The following is a 25,667-nucleotide window of genomic DNA, read 5'->3' as shown; positions in this document are numbered from 1 at the left end:
AGGACCCTGTGACCATTCGCACCGCCTGGCACCCCAACCCCGGGCAGACCAGGGCCGACACCCGGCTCGCGCCGATCGGCCTGATGACCCCCACCGGGCAGCTCACCGTCCGCTCCGGGGTCATCCCCGGCGGTACCCCGCTGCTGCTGACCGGGACCGGCATGTCGGGCAGCATCTCCACCGGCCGTGCAGTGATCCAGGGGTCCGGGTCGCAGGGCGCGTACCCGGTGGCGGTCACGGCCGCCGAGGCGATCACCGTGGCCAACGGGCATGCGAGCCTGCCGCGCATCGACAGCGTGTTCCTCGTCGTCAACGACCAGCTGTACGACACCTCCGGGGCGACCAGCGCGGTCGTTACTTACGTGCAGGGCACCGCCAACGCCTCCCCGGTGGCGCCGTCCGCGCCGGCCACCACCAACTCGGCGCTGCGCCTGTGGGACATCCTGGTGCCGGCCGGTGCGTCGGCGGGTGCGCCGATCAACTGGGGCACGGCGTTGACGGACCGTCGGGTGTACACGGTCCCGGCGGGCGGCATCACCCCGGACGGCACCACCGCCGGGTCGTACGCCGGGCAGTGGCGAGACGGCGGCGGCCAGTTCGGGATCCTGGAGCGCTACACCGGCGCGTTCTGGGAGTCGGTGATGCGCCTGGGCACCGCCGGCAAATTCGAGCTCGGCGACACGTCGCTGACTCGCTCGGCCACCAGCACCATGCAGGTCAACGGGAACCTGACGGTAACCGGTATCGGCGGCACCGTCTTCGCCCGCCGCACCTCGGACCTATCCAGCTCGACCACCACCATGGCCGATGACGACCAGATCCAGCTCGCGGTGGCCGCGAACGCCGTCTACGAGGTGTCGGGCCTGCTGGTGTACAGCGCGCACCAGGACGCGGACATCCGCATGGGCTGGTCCGCCCCGGCCGGCGTCACCTACACGTGGATCGTCCACGCCCAGCTCACCACTGTGGCCAGCACGGTCTCCTCCGGCGGTGTCGTCTTGGACCGCCAGGACATCACCAGCACGAGTTTCCCGCTGGGCGGCGCCGCAGCGAACAACACCACCGTCATGACCGGCACCCTGCGCGGCCTGCTCGTGACCAGCGGCACCGCCGGGACACTCACCCTCCGCTGGGCCCAGTACGTCGCCAACGGCACCGCGAGCATCATGAGGGCGGGCACGTACGTAGTCCTGCGGCGGCTCGCCTGATGCCCTCTCAGGACGCCTACCAGCTGCGGGTGTGCGACCTTCGGACAGACGCGACCCTCGCGATCCTCCCCGTCGAGGGCGCCTCGTACGACGACTACATCGGCCGCACCGGCTCCCTGTCCGCGACGGTGCCGATCCCGACCGAGGACCTCGCCCGCGAGGCCCGCGAGTCGCTCATCCCGGGCCGCACCATGCTGCACCTGGAGCGGGCGGGGCAGATCGCGTGGGCTGGCCCGCTGTGGACGATCACGCCTGCCCTGAATCAGCGCACCGGGCCCCAGCTCCAGATCCAGGCCGCCTGTCTGGAGTCCATCTACCGGTCTCACCGCTACTTCGACATCACCGCCGGGTACACCGACGCCGACCAGTTCGAGATAGCCCGCAGCATCATGTACTACGCGCAACTCGGCGCCCCGGGCGGCGATCTGGGCCTGGAGGCCGACTTCTTCCTGATGTCCGGCGTCCTCCGTGACCGTACCTACGAGGCGACCGACCTCAACTACATCGGTGTCCTCCTGGACCAACTCGCCGCCGTTCAGAACGGGTTCGAGTGGCGAATTCAGGTGTACGCGGACTCGGCCGGGGTCCGCCACCGCTACTTCCGGCTCGGCTACCCCAAGCTGACGACCAGCAGCGAGACGGTCCTCTCGCTGCCGGGCCCGGTGCTGGCGTACGCGCTGCCGCAGGACGCCACCACGTTCGCCACCAAGTGGCAGAGCCGCGGGGCGTCTGTCAACGACGACCAGACCCAGCGGTCCTACCCCATGCTGACCGACCCGGTGACCCGGGACGACCTCATCGCGCTGGGCTGGCCACTCCTGGACGGCTCGTCGGACTACAGCTCGGTCGAGGACCCGGCGGTACTGCTGGAGCACGCGACGGCGGATCTCGCCCGGGCCTCGACCCCTTTGACGATCCCGTCCGTGACGATCCGCACCGACCCCGGCCAACAGCCCGCGCTGGGCAGCTCCGTGCGGCTGCGGATCACCGACACCTGGAACCCCGCCCCCGGCCTCAACTCCCGCTACCGGGTGGTGGGCTACCGGGTCTCACCCGAGGAGCGCGGCCGTCCTGAGACCGCCGAGCTCTACCTGGAGGCCGCCTGATGCCACCCAACGTCCCCACCGACCTGCTCGATCGGATCCGCGCGCTGGAGGACCGCCTCCGACTGGTCGAGGGCCGCTCACAGACCCGGCCCGCCCTGTCGGCGATCACGGGGGACGTCACGATCACTGACGGCGGCCAACTGATCGTCAGGACGCCCGGGGGCCAGAACATCCTGTTCATCGGCCGCGTCGCACCCGACCACCCCGACACCAGCCCCCAACAGGGGCTCCTCGTCCGTCGGGAAGACGGCACCCTGGCCCTCTCGGTCTGGTCCGCGTCAGGCTCCGGGGCACAACCGGTGCAGGTGTTCGACAAGAACGGACAGATCCTCTTCGCCGACGACATCACCGCCGGCGGACTGGCCCGGCCCTACCTGTCGACCGACGCCTGGTTCAGCGCCACCGCCGCCCCGACCGACACCACCTCAAGCGGCAGCTTCGTGACGCTCCAGCACCTGATGTGGAAGCGCCACCACCCGCGCGTGACCGCCGGCTACCTGGTGCAGACGAGTGTCGGGACGACCGGGGAGATCCGCCTGACGGACGACGCCGCGAACGTGGTGGCCGGTCCCATATCGATCAGCTCGGGCACCTTCACCTGGAGCAGTGTCACGGGCACGCTGCCCGGGACGTTCCTGATGGACACCAACCTGCACTGGCAGGCCCGCGTCACAGGTGGCGCCGGGACGATCGGTGTCCGTGGCCTGTCTACGTGGGGCGTTCAGTCCTGAGCCGACGGCGACGGCGACGGCGACGGGCTTGCGCTCGGAGGAGTGTTGGCCTCCTTGTTGGGCGGGCCGGTGGGCGCGTTCGGGTCGGCCGGCCCGCGGCTCGGGTAGGGGCCGTTGTCTGCGGTGCCGTGGCCGCCGTTGTACTGGCCTGCGGTGGCGGGGTCGGTGTTGGTCGGGTCCTGCGTGTGGGTGGGCTCCGCCGGGGTGGTCGGTGTGGTGGGTGTGCTCACGGTGCTGGCCTTCGTCGGAGTGGGCGCGGAGCTGGCGGAACTTGCCTCGGTGGTCGGTGTGGTCGGGGTGGCGGTCGGGCTGCTGCTCGGTTGTGGCGCGCTCGGGCTGGTCGAGGGCGTGGTGCTGGGCTCCAGCGTCGTGCTCGCGCTCGCCGCCGTGCCCTGCTGGTTCGTGATGGGCGTTCGGGGGCTGGCGTTGCTGAGTGCCCAGGCGCCCATGCTGCCCCCGAGGACGACGGCCACGGCTGCCCCGATCGAGGCGACCTGCTTTCTGATCTTCAACTCTTCATCCCCCCAGGCTCATTGGTGCCCACCACGGTACCGCCACAGCCCGACACGTACTCGCCTCCGCGCCTACTGGCCCGGGGGCTTTCTCATGCCCAGGAGGCGCCATGGACCTCGTCCGACGCAGCAACTGGGGTGCAGCCGAGCCCAAGCGGCCGCTCACCCCGCTCACCGACCGTCCCAAGGGCGTCAAGATCCACTACGAGGGGACCGCCGTCCCCGCCGACCTTGCCGGACCCGACCAGCACCACCGATGCGCCGCCCGGGTCCGCGCCATCCAGGCCAGCCACATGGCCAACACCGCCGAGGGCTACGTAGACGGGGCCTACACCGCCATCGTGTGCCCGCACTCGGCCGTCTACGAGATGCGCGGCGCCGGGATGCAGTGCGCCGCCAACGGCAACGGTGCCCTCAACAAGGCGCACTACGCGGTGTGCGCGATGCTCGGCGACTCCGGGCTGACCGAGCCCACCGAGGCCATGCTGAACGGCTTGGTCGACGCGATCGAGTGGCTGCGGCGCGACGGCGGCGCCGGCCCGGAGGTCCGCGGGCACCGCGACGGCTACGCCACCTCCTGCCCCGGCGAGCCGCTGTACCGGTGGGTGCAGCAGGGTGCGCCGCGCCCGGCTGGCCAGACCCCGCCGCCGGTGGTCCAGCCGCCGCAACCCCCGGCCCCGCCGCAGCAGCCGAACGTCCTCAAGGCCTACCCGGGCCACGTCATGGGCTACGCGCCGAACCGGCGTGACCCCGATGTCCAGGCCTTCCAGCAGCGGATGCGGGACCGCGGCTGGGGCGGGATCGGCTCCGCCGACGGCTACTTCGGTCAGAAGACCCTCGACACCGTCCGCGCCTTCCAGGCCGAGAAGGGCCTCGACCGGGATGGCCTGATCGGGCCCGCCACCTGGACCGCCGCCTTCCGTACCGACAACATCACCTGATCGGAGATCACTATGACCGACGCTCGTCGCAGAACCATCCGCACCTCCGTTCAGGGCCTCCTCGGCCTCCTGGCCGCGATGCCCCTGATCGTCAACGCCTCCGGCATCCCCGAGGCCACTCCCGGGGTCGGCGTGTTCCTGGCCGTCGCCGCCGGCGTCACGAGGGTGATGGCCCTCCCGTCCGTGGACCGTCTGCTGCCGTCGTGGCTGCGGGCCCAGGCGGACCCGGACGCGGAGGCCTGGCGTCGGGCGGCCACCGAGTGATGGGGCCGGAGCCGGGGTCGGCTACCGCGCTCGAACTGGAGAAGCTGAGGGGCGAGCTGAGTACGGGTTTTGCCGAAATCAAGGGCAGCCTGCAACTGCTGGTGCAGCGCTCGGATCAGACCGACCGCTCTCTCGGTGAGCACCGGGTGGAGCTGGTCGACCTGGACAAGCGGCTCGCGGCACTGGAGCAGGCCCGGGCCGCTGATGCCGAGCTGGGGCAGGAGTCCCGCCTCCGGTCGTTGGAGGCCTCCCGATGGCCGCTCGCATCGGCGGGCGGGCTGGTGGGTCTGGCTGGTTTGGCGCTCGGCGTCTACTCAAACTTCAGCCGCTGAACCGCGCCCCCGCTCGGCCTTCGGGCCGGGCGGGGGCGGTTTCGTGCTGTCGGGGGTCCGCGACGGTCGGCTCGTGGCAGTACGGCAGCGTCTACTGGTGGCCGTTAGGAGTCGTCCTTGCCGTCGTTCGGCAGTTCGGTCGGGGCGGGCGCCTTCGCCGGCGGCCGCGCGCTCGGCACCGAGGAGGTGGACGTGAAGGCCGGGAACCACGAGGGCTGGTCCCCCAGCAGACCGTCAAGAGCGCTTCCCAGCTCGGCCGCCCGGCCGCGGCCAACGACCCGCATCGTCAGGTTCGCCACGTGCCCCTGGATCACGATCTCGTCAGTGCCGTTGGAGTACCGAGTCATCATCTCCACCACCCGCAGCAAGCCCGCCCCCCTGAGTGCCTCGCGGGCGCCGGGGTCGAGAAGGGCACGGCGCAGGGCCAAGGCGTCGGCAACGCGCCGCCACTCGGCGTTGGTGCTGCGCTGGAGGACGGCCAGAGCGTCGGAGAGCTCCGGCAGGTGGCCAAGTCGCTCGTCCGCTTCGAGGCGGTCCGAGAGCCAGCGGGCCACGATGATGTTCGCCAGCCGGGCGGAGTACTGGATTTCGCTCATGGCGCCGGGGCGCCCGTGATCGGCGGTCAGGGACCAGGCGGTGCGGGCCATGCCCCAACGTCCCTGCATGCGCCGCTGCGCACTGCGGTGGTGGATGGCGTGCGACAGCAGGGTGTAGAGCTGGCCCCCGTGCAGGGGCTGGAGGCGTTTGGCGAGGCAGGCCTCAGGGTCGAGGAGACTCGGGGTGAGCACGCGTTGGAGCGCGGCCCATGCCTGTTCGTGCGTCCCGCCGGTGATTGCAGGGTCGGTCTCGGTAGCCGCGTTCATGTGGCGGGGCCCCCTTCAGCAGCGAGCTGGTGGATCAGACTGTCGACGCTGTCCTGAAGTTCGTCGATCGGCGGCTCGGCCTCGTCGTCAGCGGTGGGCTGCTGCAGCGGCGCCAGGAAGTACCTCTCAATGCTGCCGCTGCCGTACAGGGTCGGCGGCTTTCGAGTGAAGAGACACACCACCATCCCGGAACCAAGGTGATCGAGAGCCCGGGCCGACAACAGCGCGGCCAGCAGCTCACGGACCAGCCGGCCCCGGATGAGAACCGGATCGCTGGAGGTGGTGAATGATGCGGCGGTCTTGACGACGTCGTAAATGCCAGCGTCGCGCAGGTCACGCTCTGCGGAGTCCAGCAGCTTGCGCAACGTCCGGGCTGCCTGGAACCGGTCAGAGGGGAAGTGCATGGCCTTGAGCCGTTTGTAGAACTCCTCGTCCTTCGGCCCGTCGTAGAGGTGGTGCGCGCAAACTGCCTCGATGCTGCTCCGGAACGACCAGTTCTTGTGCAGCCAAGGGTGCCGCTCCGCCAGGGTGAGGTGCAGGGCCACGAAGCCGGCACGTGCGACGTGGGATGCCAGATCAGCCCGGCGCTTCCGATCAGAGCCCTCCTCGACGTACGTCCGGCTCCGAAGCCAGTTGGCCAACTGGAACTCGTTCCGCCCGGTGAGACGGGCCGCCCCCTGAAGGCCGGTCACCAACGCCAGCTCCACATCACCCCCGTACAACGGGATCTCGCGCACAATGCGCTGGAGGTGAACCAGCGCCGCCCTGTGGGCGGGGTAGACCTCGTCTTCCTCGAACGGCCACAGGTCGGGCAGAAAGTCGGTGGTGCGGCTCACGCGGTCCACTCCTTCGGGTCCGGCAGGACGGGGACGGTGCCGTGGGTACGCAGGTGCAGGTAGGCGTCCGCAACGGCCCGCTGGACCCGGGCGGCCAGCTGGGCGGCGGCCCGCTCGGGCCCGTCCAGGCTCGGGGCGTCGGTGCCTTCGGCGGCGGCCCTGCGCAGCATGACGATCTGCGCGGCGATCCAGGCGTCGGGGCCGGACTCCCACGCCAGCGGGTCGGGGGTGCCCGGGTCGGGCTGCGGGGCGGAGTCGTCGCCCACGCAGGCCTCGACCCACTCCTCAGTGGTGGCGTAGTCCTCGCGGCGGGGGGCGGGCGGGGCGAGCGCACCGGGGGCGCAGTTGCGGGTGAACGACTCCGCGGCGAACGACCACAGCCGCTGGGTGAGGATGTCGACTCCGGGGTTCGCTTCGAGGGTCTGCACGTAGGCGTGCAGGGCCCGGGCGGTGTCCTCCAACGTGTCGAGCAGCAGGTCGACGTCGACCCCCACCGTGATCGGCTCGGCGGGGGCGAGGCGGGCGATCACCTCCGGGGCGATGCCGGTGCGGCGCCAGATCGCCTCAGGACTCAGGCCGGCCGCGAGCGCGCCGAGGACCAGCTGGTCGCGCCGGTCGGCGAGGTCCTGTGCGGCGAGGGCGTACATCCGCAGTTCGCCGTCGGCCTGGTCGACGTTGCGGAAGAACAGGGCGGGCTGCTGCTGGGGCTGGCCATCGGCTGCCTCGGCCGAGCGGCCCTCGCGGGCGGCCAGGCGCTTCCTGACGGCCTGCGGCGTGACGCCGATCTCGCGGGCGGCGGCGGACTGGTTCCCGCCGTGGGCGTCGACGAGCGCCTGCAGGGCGTCGGTCTGGGCGGCCGCGAAGTAGGCGGCGGCGGTCCCGGCGGCCTGGTAGCGGCGGAGCGGGTCGCGGCTGACGAGCGCGGTCGTGATCGCGTCGGGAGCGGGCGGCGAGGTCAGGTCGGGGGACATCGTCGGGGCCTCCGGTAGCTGGTGCGGACGGGGCGCGGGGGCGGAGTACGAGCCCGCCCCCGCGGTGGGCGGCGGGTCAGTTGCTGGCCTGGCGCTGCTCCTCGGCGTAGTCCTCCTCCATCCGCTGCTCCCAGCGCTCGCGCTCCGCGTGGTCGGCGGCCTGGAGGTCGGCGACGAACTCGGCGACGTCCTGGTCGGTCACCTCGGGGGCCTCCAGCTCGGTGGTGGCCTCGGCCTCCTGGCGGCCGTCCACGACGATGCGCACGCGCACCCACCGGCCGGTGCCCGGGTCGAGCTGGGGCACGCCGGCGCGGCGGCACAGCTCGGCGAGGCGGTTGGCCTCGCTGACCGGGTCGGTGGCGATGTCGAGCAGGGTCTGGGCCGCGTCCTGGTAGCTGGCCACGGTCAGGTCGTTGTCGTCGAGGCGGTGCTCGGTGGACTCGATCGCGGTCCAGCCGAGAGCGGGGTCCTCGGTGCGCTCGATGTGGGCGGCGTAGTGGGCGAGGGTGAGGCCGTTGACGTCGGTCTCGTCCCAGCCGGCGCTCTCGTCCATCTCGCGGGCGGTCTTCTCGTAGTAGGCGGTGGCCTCCGCCTCGTCGTCGGTGTCGAGGAGGTCCTCGCCGTCGCCGTCGGTGCAGGCCACGGCGTGCCGGGTGGTGCCGTCGGGGGCGGCGTAGGTGGTGAGGGTGAGCTCGCGGGTGGTGCGGCCCCACTGGTCGGTGTCGCGGCTGACGCGGTCCGCTCCGGCGGCCTTCACGGCGGCGGTGAGGGCCTCCGCCGCGTCGGTGTCGACGGTGGCCGTGCTCCAGCTGCTGTGGATGGTGCGCATGTGGGATCCTCCCCTGGTGGGCCCCGGTGGTTCGGGGTCCGTGGTGTCGGGGTGGCTGCCCCGACACCACAATTACAACCCAGGGTTGGGCATGATCACAACCCTGGGTTGTAATTTCACTCGCAGGGGTGACGCGGCCTGACGGTTGGCCAGATCGCACGCACGTTCGATACTGGCGACGTGAGCACCACCCCACCCCTCCCCACCTACGCCCGCTGCACCCCCGGCTACACCTCCAGCTGGCTCGACGCCCGGCCAGTCGACCCGAGGGACCTGGAGCGCGCCGGCGCCCTGGTCGAGCGATTCCGTCCGGTGTGGGTCCGGCGGTGGGGCTGCTGGCACCCAGCACTCCTACGAGGCTGGCGACGCCTCCCCCGCGGCGGGTGGGCAGCGTGGCTGCGGATCTCGGTCTGGGATGACGTGTGGGTGCACTACCAGGACACCTGCCTCCGCCCGATCCGCCCGCTCACCGCCGACCGGCACGCCGCCGCCTACCGCCCCTGACGGTCAGGACTGGAGCAGGAGCACCGTGGCGTCGTCCCGCGCTGGGCTGCCGCCTGGGCGGGCTCGCTGGACCTCGGCGAGGATGGCCTCCGCCGCCGGCGCCGCGCCGAGCGGAAGGTGGGTGGTCAGCGTCTTCTCCAGCTGCTCGGCCGTGAGCACGTCGTGCACGCCGTCGGACGTGATCAGCACAGTGCGCCCGGCCGGGATGGTGACGGTGGGGCAGGTCGCGGCGACGGCGTCGTGCAGGCCGACCCGGAGCCAGTGGTGGTGGCCGTCGGCGGCCGCGCAGGCGGGCCCGCCGGACTGGGCGAGCTGGACGCCGACGGTGTGGTCCGTGGTGACCTGCCGCAGGGCCTGCCCGTCCCAGGACCAGGCGCGGACGTCGCCGACCCAGGTGACCACGGTGTCCTCGCCCGGGGCGGTGACGGCCACGGCGAGCGCGCCCTCGACGTCGGCGGAGCGTGCGAGGTCGCGGGCGGTGAGGATGCCGGCGAGGCCGGTGGTCTCGGCCGTGAGGGCGGCGGTTGCCCAGGCGATGCGGTCGGCGGTGCGGGTGCAGTCGTGGGGGTGGCCGGTGAGGTCGAGGAGGGCGGCCGCGGTGGTGCCGTCGGGGTGGGTGAGGACTGCGGCGCCGTCGGCGTTGGCGGGGTGGGTGCCGGTGAGGGTGGCGGTGGCCGAGGTCAGCGTCATGCCCAACACCGTAGCGGCGGGCGCGCGTTGGCCACTCACGTTCTCCTCACGGTCCACCGCAGGAACGTCAGGACAGCTTGGACCGGGCCCCTGACGGACGCCCACGCCGACCAGTACGTGCGGGGCGGGACGGCCGGACATCGACCGCAGCGGCGCGCTCACGGGACGCGAGGAAGGTGTCGCGGTCGGCACGGGCGGCGGCCAGCGCGACAGCCCGAGCCATCGGGCTCTCGGTGATGCCCCGGTCGGCCATCGCGGCCTGGCAGGCCGAGCACCAGACCGGGCTCGCCTCGGTGCCGTCGCCGTAGGTGAGGTTCTCGGGGGGCAGATAGTGGGTGCTGCACTCCTGGCAGGCGAAGAGGAGGCGCATGGCTACTCCACCACCGTGCCGTTGCCGCCGCAGTAGGTGCAGGCGTTCCAGACGGTGTGTGTCTTGGGGACCATGTTGCCCTGGCTGTCGGTCTCGACGGTGTGCTCCGTCTTGTCCGTGCCGCGCTGGCCCGCGCACCGCGGACAGGTCTTGATCTCGGCCATGTCGCCACCCTCCGTAGTCCGACGGTAACGACCGTACTACGGAAGGGCCTTGATCGGGGATTGACCCTGGACTATTCCACCTGCACGGCGTCGAACGCGGCACCCCACGGGTACGGGCCAGCCTGTCCAGAGCCATGCGGCACGAACCCGCCCGGGCCGAGCAGCACCTGCACCCCCGCAGCCCGCAGGACCTCGACGCTGCGGTCGAACTGCGGATGGGCCGCCATCGTGTCTTTCACGCACGGCATCACCACCAACGGCGCCCGCCGCCCGATCGCCTCCACCGCGTACCCGATCGGCCACGATGGGGTGAGTCCGAGCGCCACCGAGTTGACGGAGTTCAGGGTGGCCGGCGCGAGGAGCGAGACGTCCGCGCGCGGCCAGCCGTCGCTCTCCCCGGGCAACCGGTACTCCGACTTAACCGAGTGCCCAGTGAGCTCGGCCAGCTCGTCCACACTGCTGCCCAGCCAGCGCGCGGCGATCGGGGTGAGGCCGACACACACCTCCCAGCCGCGCGCCTGCGCATCGGCCACCACAGCCGGGAACTCCAGCACCGGCGGCGCGGCGGTGCCCAGCAGGTACAGGACTCTCGACATGCCGCCATCCTCGCAGATCGGCCACCCCCACCGCCCTGACGTCGGTATCGTCAGAACACCTACCAGTCCGGGGAGTTCAGGTGGCCGTCGACCCCGACAGCATCGCGGCACGCGTCAAGACGAGGCGCCTCCTGCGAGGCCTCACTCAACGCGAACTCGCGGACCAGGCCCAGGTCTCCCTCAGCACGGTCCGCCAGATCGAGCAGGGCACCCGGCAGCCCAGCGACTCCGTCCTCGCCGCGCTGGCCCGTGCCCTTCGCGTCCCCGTGGCCGACCTCGCCGTCGGCCCGGGCGGCGACGACCTCGACCGCGACCAGGTCGACGGCCTGATCCGGCCGATCCGCGCCGCGCTCGACCTGCACGACCTCGGCGCCGACCCGGAGATCCACCCTCGACCGGCCACCGAGCTGGTGCAGCACGCTGAGCAGTTGTGCCGCTCGATCCGAGACGGCCACCTCCGCGCGGTCGCAGGGCAGCTACCGGGCCTGCTGGAGGAGCTGACCACCGCGGTGCACCTCACCGGGGCGCCACGGCTGTTCATCGCGCTGTCGACGGCGTACCGCTCGGCCTACGACGTCGCCGCCAAGCTCAGCTACCACGACCTCGCGGCCACCGCGCTCGACCGCATGGCCTGGGCCGCCGAGCGCGGCTCCGACCCGGCCGCAGCCGGCGTCCAGCACTACCTCCGCACCATGATTCACCTCCGCGCGGGCAGCTACCGCACCGGCCTGCGCGTCGCGGACGCTGGCCTGCGGACCGCCGCGCTGACCGACACAGGGAACACCCGAACCGCCGTGACCGGCCAAATCCACCTCAGTGCCGCGCTCCTCAACGGGCGCCAGCAGAAGCCGGATGCTGCCGCCGACCACCTCGCCGAGGCCCGCCGGATCGCCGCCGGGGTGAGCACCTACAGCCAGCAGGCGCTCGTCTTCGGCGCCACCAACACGGCCGTGCACGAGGTGTCCACACTGGTCGACCAGCACCTCTACCGCGAGGCGCTCGACGTGGCCCGCACCGTGGTGGTCCCGTCCGGCTGGCCCGTGTCCCGAACGGCCCGGCACTACACCGACGTCGCCAGGGCCGCCCTGTTCACCGGCAACCCCGACACGGCGTTCCACCACCTCGCCGAGGCCCGCCGCCTCGCCCCGCAGCCCACCCGGTTCAGCCCGGGCGTGCGCGAGGTGCTGTCCGGCGTCATCCGGTCCCGCCGGACGGTCCCAGTCGAGGTCACCCGATACGCGGCGTGGCTCGGCCTGTAGGAGTCCCACAGGACTGTGGGACTTGAGGCACCGTCAGGAACCGATGCTGGTCATGTAGGCCCTCACCTCACCCAGGGACCCCACATGACCCTCGCTCAGCACCTGCTCCTGCCCCCGTGGCTGCCCCCGGCGGGCACTCTCTCGGCCCTGCCCGCTGGTGAGCACTGGGACGCCGTTGCCATACCGCAGACCCCCGGCCTCGCCGTGCTGGCGATGCTCTCCGCGATGCCCGGCACGCCCACCGGCCCGGTCATCTGGAGCACCGGAAGCAACCTGAGGCACCCACGGCTGTACTTCCTTACCACCGCCCGCTCGGGACTCGACCTGCACGGCACCCCGGCTCGGCTCCTCGGGCCGGGCTCGCACGTGGTCGTCCCTGGTGACGGGGTGATCGAGCCGCACGGGGTGTACTGGGCGGTCCCGCCGAACCCGGACCAGCCGGACGAGCTGACCGACCCTGCGGTCCTGGTCGCGCTGCTGCGGCGCATCGAGTCCGCCGTGTGGGTCACCATCAGCACGCCCACCGGCTACCGGCGCCAGGTGCTGGTCAGCCGGGCCCAGGCGGACGGCGATGCGTGCCTGCACTGCCACGCGACGGAGAGCCCGCTGAGCCCCGGCCCGACGGTAACGATCAGCCTGGGCGACGTGGCCCGCGACTCGGCGAGCGCGCTGTGCACCCGGTGCCTGCGGGCCGGGAGCGACCGGTGACCGGCCGCCCGGCATCGCGCTTCGCCGTGGTGACGCTGGAGGCGGACAAGGACGGCCGGCCGCGCTGGGGCCTACGGGACCGGGTCACAGGTGACCTGGCGACGTGCGGCGACAACGAGACCGCGACGTTCTACACACCCGACAGCGCGCGGGCCCACCAGCACACCTACCTCGCCATCGCCCGCCGGGCGGAGGATGTCGCGTGACCCAGCAGCAGCGCTTCTACGCACACTTCACCCTGTGGTCCGCCCGGCTGGACCTCGATCCCGACGCCCCCGTGCCCGTGCACCTGTTCCTGTGCAGCAGCGAGGAGGAGGACGGCACCGTGTGCGGCGCCCAGTCGGTCGCGGCCACGGACTTCCCCTCGATCCGAGCCTGGGTCTACGAGCACATCGCCGAGCACCCGGGCCACCGCTCGCTCCACCACGTCAAGGCCACCCCGTGGCTGATGGTGCCGGAGACCGAGCCGTGGCCCGGCCCTGTGCGCCTGCCCGCGCATACCGCCTGCACGCCGCCGCTGGAGGACACCGATGGCTGACCGCTACGAGGCCAGCGAGCTGCCCAGGCGGGGGCGCGAGCCGCTGGTGTGGGGCGCATGGGACAGTGTGCGCCGCGACTGGGTGCGCCGCCCTGGGACCGGGGTGGCGGCCAGCCACCCCGGGGTGTTCACCTCGGAGGAGCGGGTCAAGACGTGGGCTGCGCGGCAGCCCGGATCAGCCCCAGAAGAGCGCGAGCACCTCGACCCGCAGCGCTCGCGCGATTCGGAACAGGTCGTCTGAGCTGGCCGTGGTCTCGGCCCGCTCGATTCGCCCGATGAACCGGCGGTCGCGCCCGATCTGCTCTCCGAGTGCCTGCTGGCTGAGGCCTCGCTGTTCGCGCAGGCGGAAGAGTCGTCCGCCGAGGGCCTTCTGCTGTTCGCGAAGCCAGTCGTCATCGTCGCTGGTGGGGGCGGTGTCGGAGCGCACGGTCTTGACCGTGACCCGATCATGATCAAAAGTATGTACCCCGCCGACGCCAAGTTATCGAACACGTTCGACCAGCACCAGGAGCCACCCTGAGCGCGTACACCCTCACCGTGCCGGGCCTCATGGAGCCCGCCAGGTACGACACCCTGGCCCAGGCCGTCGAGTCCCTGAGCAACCTGCTAGCCGACCTGCCCGCAGCAGACGAGCGGGTGGACGCCTACCGATTCTTCCTCGCCGACCCGGCCCGGCCGGCCGACTACCTCGACCGCGATGGCCAACTCATCCTGCCCTTCACCGTGAACGGCCGGGTCTACAAGGCCACCCTCGCCAAGGCCTGACCGCTGTCAGACCTGGAACTCCTGCCGCCCCCACCAGTAGAGGAGCTGAGCCTGATTCGTCGCACCCGCCATGACCCGGAGCTCCGCGAGCCGAGTGGCCGCCGTCCTCGGCGAGATCCCCAGCTTCTCGGCAGCAGCCTGCACCTCAAGGCCCTTGACCAGCAGGGCCAGCAGCTCACGGTGGCGCGCCGTGGGGCCCGGCGCATTCACGGTCCCGTCCCACGGTTCGGCGCGCTGCCAGTCTCGTTCGAAGGAGGCGGCAAGCGTGCGGACCAGCAGCTCGTCGGTGACGAAGAGCGCCTGCGGGGCCGTCCCAGCCTCCTCCACCCCGGATGGCGGCAAGACGCTGGTCACCGCCGCGCGCCGGTCGACGATGATGACCCGGCCGAACGAGTTCGAGGTGCGGATCTGGGCGCCGTACTGCGTCATGGTCGCCGCCCACCGGCCCGTCGGCACATCCTGGCGGACCGACGGCAGGTAGAGGGTCCGGATCTTCGCGCCCCTGTCGAGGACACCGAGGTCGCGCTTATAGGAGACGGCAAGGACGTGCGCGGGCCGAGGGCCGGTGGGATGCGCGGTGATCAGCTCCTTCTCGCAGGAGTTGACGAGCACCTCCAACCGCTCGTTGATCTCGGGGAACCCTTCGACCATTTCCACCCCCCCTCCACTGCGGGTGGGGTGCGCAAGCTGATAGGCGGCTGCGAGTTCTTGGAACTGACTGGGAATCAGCTGCGCCTCGGACAGGCTGCGGGTTGCGGAGAGTTGGAGTGCAGTCTGACGGCTCCGCGCCGCCACGTCGGGACTGAGGGCGTCGTACTCACCATCAGCCGACAGCCTCTGGGCGATCAGGTCAGCTTCGATCAGAAGGGCAAGAGCCGCGTGGTCACGGCGAGTTGGCCGTTCGCCGGCGAGGATGCGGAGGTAGAGCGACTTGGCTGCAGGCGTAAGCAACGACCGCGTGCCCCGAATGTCCACTTTGCATCCCCTTGCCCCGTAATTGACTTGCAGTCAGACGCAAGTCTACCGAGCAATTCGCTGCAAGGCTTGCTTCAAGGGTGATCGAAGCGAACACTGGTGCGTGCGGAGATCACCGCTGATTTCGGCCACTTAAGCAGTGAAAGAAAGGGGACACCCATGCCCGTACGCCCCCGCCTCCGTGCCGCGGTCGCCATCGCGTCCGCTGGCCTCGCCCTCACGGCAGCCACGCTCCTCGCCAACGGCACCGAGGCCACCACCCCGAGCCCGACGGTCGCCGACTCCGTCTGGGGAGTGGCGCCGCCCGCTCCATCGCCGAGCCCGTCACAGGACCCGGTTACGCTGAAGGACTCTGTCTGGGGCTAGCCCCGGCAATTCAGCCCGGCCGGTCGGGTCGACCGGCCGGGCCTTCTTACTCCCGCTTCAGTGCCCGCTTACACCGGGCGCTGGAGCGGGGCCCTGGGCCTGAGGGCGCACTCACCAGCAGGTGGATCGCATCTTAGTGACCCAAGCGCCGCAGCGGACCCGCCACTTGGCGGAGATGCACACGGCCGGCATCAGGGAAGGCGACCTGCCCCCCTCCGCCCCTGGTGCCGAAGAGCCCCCGAGCGCCCACCCGCGCCCGGGGGCTCTCGCACGTCTGCAGGCCGACTGACCTGCGCATTCATCTGGATCGCTTAGGGGGAATTTAGGGGGTCGAGTGGTGTAGTAGTCCTGTAGTCAGACCGAGCGAGCCTGTAGACGGAGCGAGAGGCAAACAGAAAACCCAGGCCGGAACACACGTCCTGACCTGGGCCTTTCACCTGTTCTCGCAGGTGCCGGGTGTGGGCGCAGACGGTTTCGAACCGCCGACATCCGCCTTGTAAGGGCGGCGCTCTACCGCTGAGCTATGCGCCCGTGTCGCGTGCTGCCACCGTGGGGCGGCGTACGACGAGGGACAAGAGTACCTGGTCCGGGGCGTGGTCCGCCGCAGGGTTCCGGGGTATGGGACCGGAGGGGGTGCCTGGATCGTGGGGTGATCGGCGAGAATGGGGCGGAGTGCAGTGGACGGGGTAGCAGGGAGCGTGGCGTGAGCGTGGCCGGTGGCGGCTGGTGGCGGCGGGGAGACGGCCGGCGGGACGCCGCCCGGGCGGCTCGGGACGCGGCGCAGCAGGCGTTCTACGAGCTGGACTCGACCCAGCGGGAGGCCGAGCTGGCGGTGGAGACGGTGAAGGCCGCAGGGGGCGAGCAGACGGCCCGTCAGGCGGTCGCGGACTTCCAGCAGCTCGGCGCCCGAGTGAACGAGGTCACCGTCGCCTACCTGGGGGCGCTGGACGCGCAGGACCTGGACGACGAGGAGTTGGACGGCGGCGTCGCCGAGCAGGCGCGGCAGCGGCTGGGCGAGGCCGAGCGTCGGCTGACGGCGACGAAGAGCGAGCTCATCGGGTTCATGGCGCGTCTGCAGCCCGTGATCGACCAGGCCGAGAGCCGGCTGATGCGGGTGACGCCAGCGGTGGCGCAGGCGAAGCAGGCGCTGCTGGGGGCGACCACCGCGTTGGAGGAGGTGCGGGCGGCGGGGTTGAAGGCGGACGACCTGGCGGCCCGACTGGCGCAGTTGGCACCGGAGTTGACGAAGCTGAACGAGGGCGCGGGCCGGCACGGCGTGGAGCCGACGCTCCAGCGGGCCGAGGACGTGCGGCTGCGGGCGGACGCGGTGCGGATCGCGGCGGAGCAGCTGCCGGAGAAGGCGCGGGAGATCGACCGCCGGGTGGGCAGCCTGCGGACCAGGATCCAGGCGCTGGAGACCAAGGCCGACACCGTCGCGCCCGCGCTGAGCGAGCTGCGGCGCGGGTTCAGCGCGGCGTGCTGGCAGGACCTGCAGCAGGTGCCGGAGCAGGCGTCGGAGGCGGTGCGCACCGCGCGGACCAAGCTCACCGAGGCGACGACCGCGCGGGACGAGCAGCGCTGGCCGGACGCGACGGCGGCGATCGGTACGGTCCGGGCGGTGCTGGACGAGGCGGACGGGCGGATCGCGGCGGTGCACGGGCGGGTGCGGCAGTTGAAGGAGGTCGCGCACGACCCGCACCGGGAGATCGAGCAGGCCCGGTTCGCGATCCGGGACGCGCAGCGGCTGGCGATGGCGGGGCGGCAGACGCCGGACCCGCGGCACGCGGCGCCGTTGGACGCGGCGGTGGCACGGCTGGACCGGGCGGTGGCGGAGCTGGAGGAGTCCGGGCGGCACCCGGACTACTGGCACTTCCTGACCGAGCTGGCCGCGGTGAAGGAGAGCGCCGCCGGGGTGGTGGCGATGATCCGGGGCACCCACGCGTAGCCCCAAACCAATGGTGACGCCCGTCACATTACTGGCAAGTAACTTCCTTGCTAGAGTCGCCCCATGGCACGTAAGCGCGGCAACGTCACCGCCACCACCTTCCGACGCGGCATCAACTTCTGGCCGCCGTTCCTGTTCGCCGGCATCCGGGTCCTGGCGGTCTCCGACGACTACCGCTCCGCCAAGGTCCGCCTGCGCCTGCGCTGGTTCAACCGGAACTGGGTCGGCACCCACTTCGGCGGCTCGATCTTCGCGATGACCGACCCGTTCTGGATGCTGCTGGTGATGCAGAACCTGGGCCGCGAGTACGTGGTCTGGGACGCGGCCGCCACCATCGACTTCGTCTCGCCGGGGCGCGGCGACGTCTTCGCCGAGTTCGTCCTCACCGAGGACCGGATCGCCGAGATCAAGGAGCTGACGGCGGAGGGGAAGAAGGCCCTGGTCTGGTTCGACACCGAGGTGCTGGCGGCCGACGGCACGGTGGTGGCCCGGGTGCGCAAGCAGGTGTACGTCCGGGAGAAGCGCCGCGAGGCCTGAGCCGGCGCGGAGCCCGACTTCGACGACCACGTCCGCCCTGGCGATATTGCGCGCGAACCGACAGGGGGATGACGCAGACTCGGACGCAGAGATCTTGTGATCGCGGACCGAGCATCGAAGGACGTTTCCCATGACCAACCGGCCGTTGACCCTGATGGCTGTGCACGCCCACCCCGACGACGAGGCCACCGGGACGGGTGGTGTGCTGGCGCGGTACGCGGCGGAGGGCATCCGCACCGTGCTCGTCACCTGCACCGACGGCGGCTGCGGCGACGGCCCCGGCGGTGTGAAGCCGGGCGAGCCCGGGCACGACCCGGCGGCGGTGGCGGCCATCCGGGAGGAGGAACTCCGGGCCAGCTGCGAGGTGTTGAACATCAGCCACCTGGAGCTGCTGCGCTACGCCGACTCCGGAATGATGGGCTGGCCGAACAACGAGGCCCCCGGCGCGTTCTGGCAGACGCCGGTGGCGGAGGCCGCGGGCCGGCTCGCGGAGCTGATGGAGAAGTACCGCCCGGACGTGGTGGTGACGTACGACGAGAACGGCTTCTACGGCCACCCCGACCACATCCAGGCGCACCGGATCACCATGGCGGCGGTGGAGCTGACCGGGATCCCGGCGAAGGTGTACTGGACCACCATGCCTCGCTCCGGGATGCAGAAGTTCGGCGAGGTGATGCGCGAGCTCGGCTCGGACTGGGAGGAGCCGACCCTGGACGAGGCGGTGGAGGAGGGCGCGGTGCAGTCCGACTCCCCCGAGATGCCGGAGATCGGGCTGCCCGACGAGGAGATCAAGACCTGGGTGGACACCCGGGAGTACGGCGGCCAGAAGTTCGACTCGCTGGCCGCCCACGCCAGCCAGGGCGAGAACATCTTCTTCCTCAAGATGGGTAAGGAGCGGTTCACCGAGCTGATGGGCATCGAGACCTTCGTCCGCGTGCAGGACACCACCGGGGCGCCCCTTCCCGAGGACGACCTCTTCGCCGGCCTGCGCTGACGCGGCCCTCGGACACCCAAGCGGACCTCACCGTTCCTTCATCAACGTGACGCTTCCGTGAGGCAGTTGTGACCTGACCCCTTGTCAGGTGCACCATTCGTACCTACCTTCGTGGATCAGGAGCCGGCCCCACCCGGCCGGCCGCCGCGACGGTCGCGACCAGCGCCGTCGCCGGACGCGCGACAAGACCTGGAGGCGTCATGTCCACTGCCGTGATCACCGAAATCCGCGACGCGGGCCCGCTGTCGGTCGACGACGAGTTCCTCGCCTTCGAGGACGACGACCGCAGCGACCACGAGGCCACCGCCTGCCTCGCAGAGCCGTGGGTGACTGCCACCACGCGCGTGGCGTGCGACTGGAACTCCTGATCGTGGCCGGGTCCACCGCCGGCCGCCGCAGGTCCTCGGACGACACCTGGTCGTATCTGACGGACCGGCGGATGCCGGCGGTGGACCACGGCTGGAAACTGCACGTCTCGGCCCGGCCCGGCGAGCTCGACCTCGTCACCGGGCTGATCCTGCCGGTGCTGCTGCGCCACGTCTGCCACGCGAAGTGGGCAAAGGACCAGGAGACCCTGCGCAGCCTCAACTCCGGGGTTCTGAGCGCGGGTTCGGTCGGCAAGGCGGTCACCGTCTACCCCGCACCGGGGACGGTGCTCCAGCTGGCGGACGAGCTCGTCGCCGTACTGCGCGGCCGGGAGGGCCCGCAGATCGTCAGCGACCGGCGGGTCGACCCGTACTCCCCCGTCTACTACCGCTACGGCCCCTTCACCGGCGAGTACCGCACCGGCCGCAACGGCCGGCTGGAGTCCGTGATGACCGGCCCCGACGGACGGGTCTTCGACGGGCTGGCCACCGCGGCCTACCGCTGCCCGCCCTGGGCCGAGGACCCCTTCGAGCAGCGGGCCGGGCGACGTCAACCGGCCGAGGGGAACGGCGGGTTCGGCGGCGGACGGTACCGCGTCACCGGCGGGATCGCGCGCAGGCCGCAGGGGAACGTCTACCGCGCCGAGGACCTCACCACCGGGCAGGCCGTGGTGGTCAAACAGGCGCGGGCGTACGTGGCCGAGGAGGAGTCCGGCGCGGACGCCCGGGACCGGCTGCGGAACGAGCACGCGGTGCTCACCGCCCTCGACGGCGTGGCGGGCGTGCCCCGCGCGCTCGACTACTTCCGGCACCGCACCGACGAGTACCTGGTGACCACCAGTTGCGGCGACCGCGACCTGCGGCGGGAGGTGCTGCGGCACGGGCCCCGGCACGGGCGCGGGGTGGCCGACTTGGCGGCGGAGCTGCTGCGGATCCTGGACGAGGTGCACCGGCGGGGTGTGGTGGTCCGCGACCTCAAGCCGGACAACGTGGTGCTCGACGCCGAAGGCCGGTGCCACGTGGTCGACTTCGGGATCAGCAGCCGGGACGGCGCGGGACCGGAGGGTGGCACGCCCGGCTACGGCGCGCCCACCGGGCCCGGCCAGGGGCCGGACGACGACTACTACGCACTGGGCATGACCGTCGGCTTCGCCGCCACCGGACTGGATCCGGTGATCGTCGACCCGGCCCCTGCCGTGCGGCGGGAGCGGACGCTCGAAGGGCTGGCCTGGGCGCTGCCCGAGGCCGAGCATCGCTGGATCCGTTCGGTGATCGGCGAGTTGACGAGCCCCGACCCGGCGGAGCGCGCCGCAGGGGCCGCACGGCTGCGGAAGGGGCCGCACCGCACGACCGGGCCGCTGCGGACGGTGGCCCGGCGGCGGGTCGAGGGCGGGCTGCTGGAGGAGATCGTCGAGCACACCGCCGCCTACTGCACCGAGGAGGCCCTGCGGATCGCGGACCCGGTGCTCTCCGCCCGCGCGAGCGTCCCGACTCCGGTCGACGTCTACGGCGGGAGTGCGGGGCTGGGGCTGGAACTGCTCCGGCACCTGCACCGGCCGGGTGTGCCCGAGGCGGTGGGCGCCTTGGCCGAGTGGACGGCGCGTCAGGCCGAGCGGCGGGAGCTGTCGCCGTCCTTCTACTCCGGCCGGGCCGGCGTCGAGCTCTTCCTCGCCGAAGCGCGCCAGGGGCGCGGGGAGCTGCGCGCGGGGGAACGGCAGCACCTGCGACTGGCTGACGGGGCCTCGGTTGCAGGTGAGCCGCCTTCCGATTCGCGTCCCCGGCACGACCGGTCGGTCCTGCCGGCCCACGGGGTGGACGGCGGGCCGCCGGAGGCCGATCTGATCGAGGGCGTCGCCGGCATCGGCCTCGCCCACCTGCTGCTCGACCGCCTCTCCCCCGCCACCGGCCACCGGGCCGTGGCCGCCGCCTGTGTGCGGATGCTCGCCACCGGCGAGGCCCGGCTGACGCCGGCGGCCAAGCCCCGCCCCGGGGACGCCGCGCTGCGCCAGGGCCTGGCCCACGGGGACGCGGGCGTCGCGCTCCTCCTCCTGGAGTTCGCGCACGCGACCGGCGACGAGGAGGCCACCGTGCTCGCCCGCCGGGCCTGCGCGGAGCTTTCCGCCGTCACGCCCGCCGTGATCGCGGCGGCGACGGCCCCGGGGGCGACCCGCCGCTACGGCTCCTGGTGCCGGGGGCTGGCCGGGATCGGGACGGTGCTCCTCCGGGCCGCCGACCGCCTCGGCGAACCGGAGCACCTGACACCCGCCCGCCGGGCCGCCCGCACCGCCGCCGCCCTGGCACCGCGCATGCCGCTGGTCAACCAGTGCTGCGGGCTGGCCGGGGTGGGCGAACTCTTGGTGGACGTCGCCGTTGCCACCGGGGAGGAAGAGCACTGGGACGCGGCCGAGACCGTCGCCGCGATTATCCTGAGCCGCAGCGGGGGGCCCGCGGAGCGCCCGGTCTTCCCGGACGCCGGGCTGACGCGGCCGAGCGCCACCTGGGCCGGCGGCTCCGCCGGGGTGCTCGGCTTCTTCCGGCGCCTGCACGAGCGGGGCGGCCTCCGCCTCGGCCTGCCCGGTTGATGCCGGGACAACGGAACTGATGCCGGGGCAACGGAACGGAGAGACGGGCGCGGCCGTGCGGCAGCGAGTGGGTACGCTGCCGTCATGCCTCGTTACGACTTCCGCTGCCGCTCCTGCGGCGACACCTTCGAACTCAGCCGCCCGATGGCGCAGGCCAGCGACCCGGCGGTCTGCCCGCAGGGTCACCAGGACACCGTGAAGCTGCTCTCCGCCGTCGCCGTCACCGGCGCTTCGGGCGGCGGCTCCCCGCAGCAGTCCGCCGGCGGTGGCGGAGGCTGCTGCGGGGGTGGCTGCTGCGGCTGACCGGAGGTCGGCCCGCGGGGCTCAGGCGAGCGCCTGGGCCCCGGCCCGCACCTTGGCCAGGAACTGACGGACGATCTCCTCGCCCGCCGCCACGCCGATCTGGGTGAGCGCCGTGACGCCCGGCGCGGTCCAGCCGCTGTCGGCCAGTTCGCCGTGGCCGGGCCGCCAGCTGTGCTCGGCGGCCAGCAGCAGGTCGGCGTCGAGCAGGGAGTCGCCGGCGGAGAGCACGGTGGCGGCGCCGACCCGGCGCTCCACCTCCGCCAGGGCGGCGCTCTTGCTCAGCGGGGCCGGCACCGCGTAGACCTTGCGGCCCTGGAGCGAGACCGACCAGCCGCGCTCGGCGCACCAGCCGGTGAGCTCGGCCAGCCAGCCCTCCGGCAGCTGGGCCCGCTCGACCACCAGGTAGGCGAACAGGCCGTCGGCGACCCGCCGCTTGTGGGTCCACTCCGGATCGGCCACCAGCGCGAGGTGCTCGACCACCTCGTCCAGCGGCGAACTCCCCTCCACCAGACGGGACTTCACCTCGGCCTGCCAGTCCTTGTCCGGTACGCCGCCCACCAGCAGCTGCCCGCCGTTGGCGCAGATCGCGTACGGGGGGACCCACCCGGGCGTCGGGCCGGGCAGGTTGACCCGCTCGTACTGGGCCCGGGTGCGGGTGGTGGCGGGCACGAAGACCGCCTCCTGCACCAGCTCGACCAGCAGCCCGGCGGCCTGCTCGGTCATGAAGGAGAGCGCCTTGCCGTCGTGCACCTCCACCGAGAGCAGACGGGGGGCGAGCCGGTCCGGCACGTCCAGGGCCAGGGCCCGGTTGGAGTAGATCAGGGTGCGGTCCAGGTCGCTGGCGACCAGGAACGGACGGTTCATCAGTGCTCCAGTCATCGGTGCGCGGCCCTTACCGCGCTGCCTGGACGGCCGTCGGGCCGTCCGTCCGTACTGCCGTGCCGTCGGCGCCGGTCGCGCCTCGGGTGTACCGGGGGTGGATCAGGCCCACGCAGGAGTACGGCAGGTCGTCCACCTCGTCGACGGGGACGCCCCGCTGCTCCGCCAGCAGGCGGACGTGCTCCAGGTCGGCGCCGGCGCCCTTGCGGGCGAGGATCCGCCAGGGCACCCGGCGCAGCAGGACCCGGGTGGTCTCGCCGACGCCGGGCTTGACCAGGTTGACGCTGCCGATGCCGTACTCCTCGCTGATCCGCTCCATCCCGGCCCAGCCGGCCCAGTCCGGGGTGCGGTCCGCCGCCCCGGGCCCGGCGACCAGGTCGAGGGCGGCCGCCTCGGCGGCGGGGCGGACGGCGTCGAAGCGGGCGGCGACCGCGTCCACGAACTCGGCCGAGACGTCGGCTCCGGCCAGCTCGCGGTAGTACTTGGCGCCGTGGAAGTCGTCCGGGCCGATCAGGTCGTCCCGCAGCACGGTGCGCGAGATCAGGCCGGAGACGGTGGAGTTGAGGCAGGCGGAGGGGATCAGGAAGTCGTCCCGGGTGCCGTAGGTGCGCACGCAGCGGCCGGGGTCGGCGAGCACCGCGAGCTCGGGGTTGAAGCCGCTCCCGGCCACGGCGGCGGCGAGTTCGCGGGTGATCGCGCCCTTGCCCGTCCAGCCGTCCACGAAGACCACCTGCGCCGGGTCGTGGTGGGCGGCCAGATAGCGCAGGGCGGTCCGGTCGATCCCCTTGCCCCGGACGATCGAGACCGCGTAGTGCGGGGTGTCCAGCCCGTGCGAGGCGGCGAACCAGCGGCGCAGCAGGATGCCCACCGGCGTGCCGGCCCTGGCCAGCGAGGCGAAGACCAACTCGCGCCCGTCACCGAGCCGTTCGGCCCGCAGCAGCTCGGCGACGGTGCCGACGGCCAGGGCCATCCGGTCCACCGAGGCGGCCAGCGCCTGCCGGTAGAGCTCCTGGTACTCGGCGCTCGGCTGGTACTCGACCGGCAGCGATTCGGCGTAGTGCGCGCCGCCGGACTGCACCGCCTCCTCGCGCTCCTCGGTGGGGGCCTCCAGGGCCACCTCGGAGAGGTCCTTGAGCAGCCAGCGGACGTCCGAGGCGGGGTAGGAGGAGAAGCCGGGGCCGTGCAGCGGGGCGGGGAGGTGCATGGGAGAGCCTTCGGAGGACGGAGCGTTGACCGGCAGGACGGCGAGCACCACCCGGTCGGTGACCAGGCGGAGTTGGGGCAGCAGGCCCCGGTGCAGCTCGGCGGTGTCGGCGGGGCCGTCCACCACCAGGACGATGGCGTCGAAGCGGCCCGAACCGTCCGCGCCCGGCGCCACGTTGTAGGCGTAGCGCTCGCCGGGGCCGTCGGCCGGGTCGTCGTGGGCGGGGAAGGCCAGCCGGGTGCGGATCGCGTAGCCGGGGTGGTCCACGGCCAGCACCGGGGAGCGGGTGGTGGTGGAGAACCGGACCTCGGCCTCCAGCAGGTCGTCCAGCGCACCGGCGATCCGCAGCGGCGCGTACATCAGCTCCTCGAAGCCGAGCACCAGAACCCGCTCGGCCCCCTCCAGCGAGGGCGCCAGCGCGGCGGCCAACTCGGGGAGGGCGGTGGAGAGTCGACCGGCGTGAGCCGGCGTGAAGCCGTGTCGGCCACCCTCCGGCAGCCCGGCCGGCCAGGGCAGCGCGACCCGGCTCACGGGCGCGGGGGAGCCGGCCGGCGGCGCGGCCGGGGCGGCGGCCGCGATCAGCTCCGCCGCCCGCCCCAGCACGTCGTCCGGCAGCTCGACACCGCCCGAGGCGGTGGCCACCACGTCCAGCCGGGCGCCCAGTTCGGCCGCGGCGGCGGCCAGCACGGCGCGGTCCGCCTCGGTGCGCAGGTCCACCAGCGCGACCACCACGTAGTGGCTCCGCGGGTGCCGGGCGTGCAGGGCGCGGACGGTGTTGAGGACCGTGCGCCCGGTGGAGAACTCGTCGTCCACCAGGACCAGCGGACCGTCCCCGCGCAGGAAGTCCGGGTCGGCCGGGAGCAGCAGGTGGGAGGTGGCGTGCGAGTGCTCCTCCTCGAAGCCGCCGACCGGGGCGACGCCCGCCACCGGCCGCCGGGTGGAGTGCAGGTACGGGGCGCCGAGGCCGTCGGCCACGCTGTGGCCGAGCGCCGTCGCGGTCTCCGCGTAGCCGAGCACCACCGCCCGCGAGGCGGCCTCCTCCCCCAGCAACTCCCGTACCCGCAGGCCGAGTTCGAGCCCGGCTCCGTGTACCACGGCGGGCCGCTGCGGCACGTGCTTGCCGAGCACCCGGGAGACCAGCAGGTGGGCCCGCTTGGGGTTCTCCCGCAGCGCCAGGCCGATCAGCCCCGGCAGCTCGGGCGAGCCGGTGAGCCGCAGCCCGAGCCGCTCGGTGACCCACTCGCCGGACCACACGGCCGCCTCACCGGACCACGCGCCGGCCTGTGCCTGATTTCCCTGCTGAACTGCCAAGACTCCTGCTTCCGTTGTG

31 protein-coding genes and 1 tRNA gene are annotated in these 25,667 nt (G+C 72.5%); 18 read left to right on the top strand and 14 right to left on the bottom strand.

Annotated features, from left to right (window positions below; translation table 11 throughout):
• Window positions 1-8 precede the first annotated feature (8 nt).
• Genes ACWEPF_RS15945 through ACWEPF_RS15935 form a run of 3 tightly spaced genes read left to right on the top strand, consistent with a single transcriptional unit; the run spans window position 9 to window position 3,045 of the window.
• A complete protein-coding gene (locus ACWEPF_RS15945; RefSeq protein WP_452172991.1) occupies window positions 9-1,208 on the top strand; it encodes a hypothetical protein in 1,200 nt (399 codons plus the stop codon).
• Window positions 1,208-2,314: a hypothetical protein gene (locus ACWEPF_RS15940; RefSeq protein WP_452172990.1), complete on the top strand. Its 1,107-nt coding sequence runs from the start codon at window positions 1,208-1,210 to the stop codon at window positions 2,312-2,314. Before ACWEPF_RS15945 ends, ACWEPF_RS15940 begins: the two co-directional genes overlap by 1 nt.
• A complete protein-coding gene (locus ACWEPF_RS15935) occupies window positions 2,314-3,045 on the top strand; it encodes a hypothetical protein (protein WP_452172989.1) in 732 nt (243 codons plus the stop codon). The genes ACWEPF_RS15940 and ACWEPF_RS15935 overlap by 1 nt, the downstream gene beginning before the upstream one ends.
• Here the strand turns inward: ACWEPF_RS15935 and ACWEPF_RS15930 are convergent.
• Complete coding sequence (locus ACWEPF_RS15930; RefSeq protein WP_452172988.1) at window positions 3,036-3,557, bottom strand: hypothetical protein; 522 nt, start codon at window positions 3,555-3,557, stop codon at window positions 3,036-3,038. The genes ACWEPF_RS15935 and ACWEPF_RS15930 overlap by 10 nt on opposite strands.
• A gap of 110 nt (window positions 3,558-3,667) precedes the next feature.
• On the opposite strand from ACWEPF_RS15930, the gene ACWEPF_RS15925 reads away from it, so the two are divergent.
• From ACWEPF_RS15925 to ACWEPF_RS15915, 3 genes are read left to right on the top strand one after another with little or no spacing between them, the layout of a single operon-like run.
• Window positions 3,668-4,498 carry a peptidoglycan recognition protein family protein gene (locus tag ACWEPF_RS15925; RefSeq protein ID WP_452172987.1) on the top strand — a complete coding sequence of 277 codons (831 nt, stop codon included), beginning with the start codon at window positions 3,668-3,670 and terminating at the stop codon, window positions 4,496-4,498.
• Window positions 4,499-4,510: 12 nt separating this feature from the next.
• Window positions 4,511-4,762, top strand: coding sequence for a hypothetical protein (locus ACWEPF_RS15920; RefSeq protein WP_452172986.1), 252 nt, complete (start codon window positions 4,511-4,513; stop codon window positions 4,760-4,762).
• On the top strand, window positions 4,762-5,094 hold the full coding sequence (locus ACWEPF_RS15915; protein ID WP_452173088.1) for a hypothetical protein: 333 nt from the start codon (window positions 4,762-4,764) through the stop codon (window positions 5,092-5,094). The genes ACWEPF_RS15920 and ACWEPF_RS15915 overlap by 1 nt, the downstream gene beginning before the upstream one ends.
• Before the next feature lie 104 nt (window positions 5,095-5,198).
• On the opposite strand, the gene ACWEPF_RS15910 is transcribed toward ACWEPF_RS15915, so the two are convergent.
• The 4 genes from ACWEPF_RS15910 to ACWEPF_RS15895 all read right to left on the bottom strand — a co-directional run bounded on the left by ACWEPF_RS15910 (window position 5,199) and on the right by ACWEPF_RS15895 (window position 8,593).
• Window positions 5,199-5,957: a hypothetical protein gene (locus ACWEPF_RS15910; protein WP_452172985.1), complete on the bottom strand. Its 759-nt coding sequence runs from the start codon at window positions 5,955-5,957 to the stop codon at window positions 5,199-5,201.
• Window positions 5,954-6,793, bottom strand: a complete 840-nt coding sequence (locus tag ACWEPF_RS15905; RefSeq protein ID WP_452172984.1) for a hypothetical protein — start codon at window positions 6,791-6,793, stop codon at window positions 5,954-5,956. The genes ACWEPF_RS15910 and ACWEPF_RS15905 overlap by 4 nt, the downstream gene beginning before the upstream one ends.
• Window positions 6,790-7,764, bottom strand: a complete 975-nt coding sequence (locus ACWEPF_RS15900; protein ID WP_452172983.1) for a helix-turn-helix domain-containing protein — start codon at window positions 7,762-7,764, stop codon at window positions 6,790-6,792. The genes ACWEPF_RS15905 and ACWEPF_RS15900 overlap by 4 nt, the downstream gene beginning before the upstream one ends.
• A gap of 76 nt (window positions 7,765-7,840) precedes the next feature.
• Window positions 7,841-8,593 carry a hypothetical protein gene (locus ACWEPF_RS15895; RefSeq protein ID WP_452172982.1) on the bottom strand — a complete coding sequence of 251 codons (753 nt, stop codon included), beginning with the start codon at window positions 8,591-8,593 and terminating at the stop codon, window positions 7,841-7,843.
• Window positions 8,594-8,773: 180 nt separating this feature from the next.
• Between ACWEPF_RS15895 and ACWEPF_RS15890 the strand changes: the two genes are divergently transcribed.
• Window positions 8,774-9,097 (top strand): hypothetical protein, encoded by a 324-nt coding sequence (locus ACWEPF_RS15890; RefSeq protein ID WP_452172981.1) that lies wholly within the window; start codon window positions 8,774-8,776, stop codon window positions 9,095-9,097.
• A 3-nt stretch (window positions 9,098-9,100) separates the two neighbouring features.
• Here ACWEPF_RS15890 and ACWEPF_RS15885 read toward each other — a convergent pair whose 3' ends face one another.
• The 4 genes from ACWEPF_RS15885 to ACWEPF_RS15870 form a co-directional block, all read right to left on the bottom strand.
• Window positions 9,101-9,787: a SpoIIE family protein phosphatase gene (locus tag ACWEPF_RS15885; protein ID WP_452172980.1), complete on the bottom strand. Its 687-nt coding sequence runs from the start codon at window positions 9,785-9,787 to the stop codon at window positions 9,101-9,103.
• 67 nt (window positions 9,788-9,854) lie between these two features.
• Entirely contained in the window at window positions 9,855-10,157 is a 303-nt protein-coding gene (locus tag ACWEPF_RS15880) for a hypothetical protein (RefSeq protein ID WP_452172979.1), read from the bottom strand.
• Between the two features lie 2 nt (window positions 10,158-10,159).
• Window positions 10,160-10,321: a hypothetical protein gene (locus ACWEPF_RS15875; RefSeq protein WP_452172978.1), complete on the bottom strand. Its 162-nt coding sequence runs from the start codon at window positions 10,319-10,321 to the stop codon at window positions 10,160-10,162.
• A 71-nt stretch (window positions 10,322-10,392) separates the two neighbouring features.
• Complete coding sequence (locus tag ACWEPF_RS15870; protein ID WP_452172977.1) at window positions 10,393-10,917, bottom strand: flavoprotein; 525 nt, start codon at window positions 10,915-10,917, stop codon at window positions 10,393-10,395.
• 80 nt (window positions 10,918-10,997) lie between these two features.
• Here ACWEPF_RS15870 and ACWEPF_RS15865 point away from each other — a divergent pair, with 80 nt between their 5' ends.
• From ACWEPF_RS15865 to ACWEPF_RS15850, 4 genes are all read left to right on the top strand, one after another.
• Window positions 10,998-12,176, top strand: coding sequence for a helix-turn-helix domain-containing protein (locus ACWEPF_RS15865; RefSeq protein WP_452172976.1), 1,179 nt, complete (start codon window positions 10,998-11,000; stop codon window positions 12,174-12,176).
• An 84-nt stretch (window positions 12,177-12,260) separates the two neighbouring features.
• Window positions 12,261-12,884 (top strand): hypothetical protein, encoded by a 624-nt coding sequence (locus ACWEPF_RS15860; RefSeq protein ID WP_452172975.1) that lies wholly within the window; start codon window positions 12,261-12,263, stop codon window positions 12,882-12,884.
• Window positions 12,881-13,090 (top strand): hypothetical protein, encoded by a 210-nt coding sequence (locus ACWEPF_RS15855; protein ID WP_452172974.1) that lies wholly within the window; start codon window positions 12,881-12,883, stop codon window positions 13,088-13,090. Before ACWEPF_RS15860 ends, ACWEPF_RS15855 begins: the two co-directional genes overlap by 4 nt.
• Entirely contained in the window at window positions 13,087-13,422 is a 336-nt protein-coding gene (locus tag ACWEPF_RS15850) for a DUF7848 domain-containing protein (RefSeq protein ID WP_452172973.1), read from the top strand. Before ACWEPF_RS15855 ends, ACWEPF_RS15850 begins: the two co-directional genes overlap by 4 nt.
• A gap of 175 nt (window positions 13,423-13,597) precedes the next feature.
• Here ACWEPF_RS15850 and ACWEPF_RS15845 read toward each other — a convergent pair whose 3' ends face one another.
• The gene (locus tag ACWEPF_RS15845; RefSeq protein ID WP_452172972.1) at window positions 13,598-13,849 is read right to left on the bottom strand and encodes a helix-turn-helix domain-containing protein; all 252 of its coding nucleotides are present in this window, start codon (window positions 13,847-13,849) and stop codon (window positions 13,598-13,600) included.
• Window positions 13,850-13,971: 122 nt separating this feature from the next.
• Between ACWEPF_RS15845 and ACWEPF_RS15840 the strand changes: the two genes are divergently transcribed.
• Entirely contained in the window at window positions 13,972-14,187 is a 216-nt protein-coding gene (locus ACWEPF_RS15840) for a hypothetical protein (protein WP_452172971.1), read from the top strand.
• A 6-nt stretch (window positions 14,188-14,193) separates the two neighbouring features.
• Here ACWEPF_RS15840 and ACWEPF_RS15835 read toward each other — a convergent pair whose 3' ends face one another.
• Together ACWEPF_RS15835 and ACWEPF_RS15830 are read right to left on the bottom strand one after the other, a co-directional pair.
• Window positions 14,194-15,162: a hypothetical protein gene (locus ACWEPF_RS15835; RefSeq protein WP_452172970.1), complete on the bottom strand. Its 969-nt coding sequence runs from the start codon at window positions 15,160-15,162 to the stop codon at window positions 14,194-14,196.
• A gap of 825 nt (window positions 15,163-15,987) precedes the next feature.
• Window positions 15,988-16,059 (bottom strand) — tRNA-Val (locus ACWEPF_RS15830).
• 172 nt (window positions 16,060-16,231) lie between these two features.
• Here ACWEPF_RS15830 and ACWEPF_RS15825 point away from each other — a divergent pair.
• The 6 genes from ACWEPF_RS15825 (at window position 16,232) to ACWEPF_RS15800 (ending at window position 22,254) form a co-directional block, all read left to right on the top strand.
• The gene (locus ACWEPF_RS15825) at window positions 16,232-17,473 is read left to right on the top strand and encodes a hypothetical protein (RefSeq protein ID WP_452172969.1); all 1,242 of its coding nucleotides are present in this window, start codon (window positions 16,232-16,234) and stop codon (window positions 17,471-17,473) included.
• Window positions 17,474-17,536: 63 nt separating this feature from the next.
• Entirely contained in the window at window positions 17,537-18,010 is a 474-nt protein-coding gene (locus tag ACWEPF_RS15820) for a DUF4442 domain-containing protein (RefSeq protein WP_345287625.1), read from the top strand.
• 130 nt (window positions 18,011-18,140) lie between these two features.
• Window positions 18,141-19,004, top strand: a complete 864-nt coding sequence (locus ACWEPF_RS15815) for a PIG-L family deacetylase (RefSeq protein ID WP_345287626.1) — start codon at window positions 18,141-18,143, stop codon at window positions 19,002-19,004.
• A gap of 200 nt (window positions 19,005-19,204) precedes the next feature.
• On the top strand, window positions 19,205-19,372 hold the full coding sequence (locus tag ACWEPF_RS15810) for an SflA family class IV lanthipeptide (RefSeq protein ID WP_345287628.1): 168 nt from the start codon (window positions 19,205-19,207) through the stop codon (window positions 19,370-19,372).
• Window positions 19,354-21,951 carry a class IV lanthionine synthetase LanL gene (gene lanL / locus ACWEPF_RS15805; RefSeq protein WP_452172968.1) on the top strand — a complete coding sequence of 866 codons (2,598 nt, stop codon included), beginning with the start codon at window positions 19,354-19,356 and terminating at the stop codon, window positions 21,949-21,951. Before ACWEPF_RS15810 ends, lanL begins: the two co-directional genes overlap by 19 nt.
• An 84-nt stretch (window positions 21,952-22,035) precedes the next feature.
• The gene (locus tag ACWEPF_RS15800; protein ID WP_452172967.1) at window positions 22,036-22,254 is read left to right on the top strand and encodes an FmdB family zinc ribbon protein; all 219 of its coding nucleotides are present in this window, start codon (window positions 22,036-22,038) and stop codon (window positions 22,252-22,254) included.
• A gap of 21 nt (window positions 22,255-22,275) precedes the next feature.
• Here the strand turns inward: ACWEPF_RS15800 and ACWEPF_RS15795 are convergent, their stop codons facing one another.
• Both ACWEPF_RS15795 and ACWEPF_RS15790 read right to left on the bottom strand, forming a co-directional pair.
• Window positions 22,276-23,118 carry an HAD family hydrolase gene (locus ACWEPF_RS15795; RefSeq protein WP_452172966.1) on the bottom strand — a complete coding sequence of 281 codons (843 nt, stop codon included), beginning with the start codon at window positions 23,116-23,118 and terminating at the stop codon, window positions 22,276-22,278.
• 28 nt (window positions 23,119-23,146) lie between these two features.
• Window positions 23,147-25,648, bottom strand: a complete 2,502-nt coding sequence (locus tag ACWEPF_RS15790) for a phosphoribosyltransferase (RefSeq protein WP_452172965.1) — start codon at window positions 25,646-25,648, stop codon at window positions 23,147-23,149.
• Window positions 25,649-25,667: the final 19 nt, after the last annotated feature.

The sequence above is a fragment of the Kitasatospora sp. NPDC004289 genome (genome assembly GCF_053602875.1).
This window is presented reverse-complemented; position numbering and strand designations above follow the sequence as displayed.

Bases quoted from the DNA above. Each gene is read 5' to 3' on its own strand.
- ACWEPF_RS15940 (WP_452172990.1), top strand. From the start codon at position 1,208: ATGCCCTCTCAGGACGCCTACCAGCTGCGGGTGTGCGACCTTCGGACA.
- ACWEPF_RS15935 (WP_452172989.1), top strand. From the start codon at position 2,314: ATGCCACCCAACGTCCCCACCGACCTGCTCGATCGGATCCGCGCGCTG.
- ACWEPF_RS15925 (WP_452172987.1), top strand. From the start codon at position 3,668: ATGGACCTCGTCCGACGCAGCAACTGGGGTGCAGCCGAGCCCAAGCGG.
- ACWEPF_RS15920 (WP_452172986.1), top strand. From the start codon at position 4,511: ATGACCGACGCTCGTCGCAGAACCATCCGCACCTCCGTTCAGGGCCTC.
- ACWEPF_RS15915 (WP_452173088.1), top strand. From the start codon at position 4,762: ATGGGGCCGGAGCCGGGGTCGGCTACCGCGCTCGAACTGGAGAAGCTG.
- ACWEPF_RS15910 (WP_452172985.1), bottom strand. From the start codon at position 5,957: ATGAACGCGGCTACCGAGACCGACCCTGCAATCACCGGCGGGACGCAC.
- ACWEPF_RS15900 (WP_452172983.1), bottom strand. From the start codon at position 7,764: ATGTCCCCCGACCTGACCTCGCCGCCCGCTCCCGACGCGATCACGACC.
- ACWEPF_RS15895 (WP_452172982.1), bottom strand. From the start codon at position 8,593: ATGCGCACCATCCACAGCAGCTGGAGCACGGCCACCGTCGACACCGAC.
- ACWEPF_RS15885 (WP_452172980.1), bottom strand. From the start codon at position 9,787: ATGACGCTGACCTCGGCCACCGCCACCCTCACCGGCACCCACCCCGCC.
- ACWEPF_RS15880 (WP_452172979.1), bottom strand. From the start codon at position 10,157: ATGCGCCTCCTCTTCGCCTGCCAGGAGTGCAGCACCCACTATCTGCCC.
- ACWEPF_RS15875 (WP_452172978.1), bottom strand. From the start codon at position 10,321: ATGGCCGAGATCAAGACCTGTCCGCGGTGCGCGGGCCAGCGCGGCACG.
- ACWEPF_RS15870 (WP_452172977.1), bottom strand. From the start codon at position 10,917: ATGTCGAGAGTCCTGTACCTGCTGGGCACCGCCGCGCCGCCGGTGCTG.
- ACWEPF_RS15860 (WP_452172975.1), top strand. From the start codon at position 12,261: ATGACCCTCGCTCAGCACCTGCTCCTGCCCCCGTGGCTGCCCCCGGCG.
- ACWEPF_RS15840 (WP_452172971.1), top strand. From the start codon at position 13,972: ATGGAGCCCGCCAGGTACGACACCCTGGCCCAGGCCGTCGAGTCCCTG.
- ACWEPF_RS15820 (WP_345287625.1), top strand. From the start codon at position 17,537: ATGGCACGTAAGCGCGGCAACGTCACCGCCACCACCTTCCGACGCGGC.
- ACWEPF_RS15815 (WP_345287626.1), top strand. From the start codon at position 18,141: ATGACCAACCGGCCGTTGACCCTGATGGCTGTGCACGCCCACCCCGAC.
- ACWEPF_RS15810 (WP_345287628.1), top strand. From the start codon at position 19,205: ATGTCCACTGCCGTGATCACCGAAATCCGCGACGCGGGCCCGCTGTCG.
- ACWEPF_RS15800 (WP_452172967.1), top strand. From the start codon at position 22,036: ATGCCTCGTTACGACTTCCGCTGCCGCTCCTGCGGCGACACCTTCGAA.
- ACWEPF_RS15795 (WP_452172966.1), bottom strand. From the start codon at position 23,118: ATGAACCGTCCGTTCCTGGTCGCCAGCGACCTGGACCGCACCCTGATC.